Below are 1,664 nucleotides of genomic sequence, written 5' to 3' on the forward strand. Positions count from 1 at the left end.
TGGGCTCTGTCGCTATTTTGGGGGTAGTTGGGCAGCTATCAGGCGTGATGGGTGGGGCTCAGATTGCGGACCTTCTACTGCCTGGTGTTGGGGTACAGGTCGACCAGCTGGTGCTGACGGATACCGAGGCCCGGGTCGCCGTGCGATCGCGGGCAGCTTCGGCGGTCTGTTCCGGATGCGGGCAGAGATCGTCGAAGGTGCACTGCTACTACCAGCGGACGCTGGCGGATCGACCGGTCGCCGACCGACGCGTGCGAATCGAACTGCGAGCGCGCCGACTCGTGTGCGGGAACGAGGACTGTGCCCGTCGGACGTTCGCCGAGCAGATACCGTCTCTGACCCGTCGCCACGCACGCCGCACGGAGGCTCTCACCGCCCATCTCACGGACGTGGCCCTGTTCCTGGGCGGCCGGCCAGGCTCCCGCCTGTTCCAGCGGATGGCCATCGACACCTGCAAGGACACTCTGCTCCGGCTTATCCGGGCACTTCCGCTCCCCTCATCGAGGCTGGTGCCGCATCTCGGTGTCGACGAGTTCGCCGTTCGACGGGGGCGGACCTACGCGACGATCCTCATCGACATGGCAACCCACCGCCCCATCGACGTCCTGGCCGACCGGGCCGCGGCCACCTTCGCGTCCTGGCTGCGGGATCACCCTGAGGTCCGGATCATCTGCCGCGACCGGGCCGGCTCCTTCCGCGACGGAGCCCAGGCCGGTGCCCCTCAGGCCATACAGGTCGCCGATGCCTGGCACCTCCTGAACAACCTGGCGCAAGCAGTCGAACGCGTCATCGGGCGGCACCGCGCCGACCTGCGACAGCCCCTCACCACCCACGATGGTCGGACCGATGACGACCCGACGCCTGAAGGCCACGGCCGCACTGAACTGGACATCCACGGACGTCCACGGCCTCTGGTCGCCCGCACCCGCGAACGCCACCAGCAGATCCACGAACGCATCGCCCGCGGCGACAGCCTTCGCGCCGTCGCACGCGATCTTCAGCTCAGCCGCGGCACGGTGAACCGCTTCGCACGCGCCGAAGAAGTCGACGAACTCCTCATCGCAGCCGTCCACCGGCCCACTCTGATCGACGACTACCGCCTCTACCTGCACCATCGCTGGATGGAAGGCTGCACGAACGCCTCCGCGCTCACCAGGGAGATCCAGCGACTGGGCTACCGGGGTGACGTCAACACGGTGCGCCGACACCTGAAGCCCTACCGCGCTGGTGCGATCCCGGCCACCGCCCCCTCGCCTCACCTGACCGTCCGCAGGGTCACCGACTGGATCATGCGTCGGCCCGAGCACCTTACAGACGTCGAGCGAAAGGGGCTCGAGGAACTCTGCGAGCGGAACCGCGTGCTGGAGACGACCGTCGAGTACGCCCGCCGCCTGGCACTCATGGTCCGCGAACGCCGCAACGAGCACCTGGCCCTCGAGGTCTGGATCGCCGACGTCCGCCTCGACGGTCAACGCGAACTCCGGACCCTGGCCAACGGCATGCGGCGAGACCGCGCGGCCATCCAGGCAGCCCTGACCACGACGTACACCTCTGGGGCAGTCGAAGGCAACGTCACCAGGATCAAGCTGCTGAAGAGACAAATGTATGGCCGCGCGAACTTCGATCTCCTACGGCGCCGCATCCTGCTCTCACCATGATCAAGA

Annotated in this window: 1 protein-coding gene; it reads left to right on the forward strand. The window is 67.5% G+C overall.

Annotated elements, in window-relative coordinates; all coding sequences use genetic code 11:
- Window positions 1-47 precede the first annotated feature (47 nt).
- Entirely contained in the window at window positions 48-1,658 is a 1,611-nt protein-coding gene (locus AB0O36_RS36970) for an ISL3 family transposase (RefSeq protein ID WP_365118384.1), read from the forward strand.
- Window positions 1,659-1,664: the final 6 nt, after the last annotated feature.

The sequence above is a fragment of the Streptomyces sp. NPDC089799 genome (assembly GCF_040684755.1).
In the GTDB taxonomy this organism is placed as follows: Bacteria; Actinomycetota; Actinomycetes; order Streptomycetales; family Streptomycetaceae; genus Streptomyces.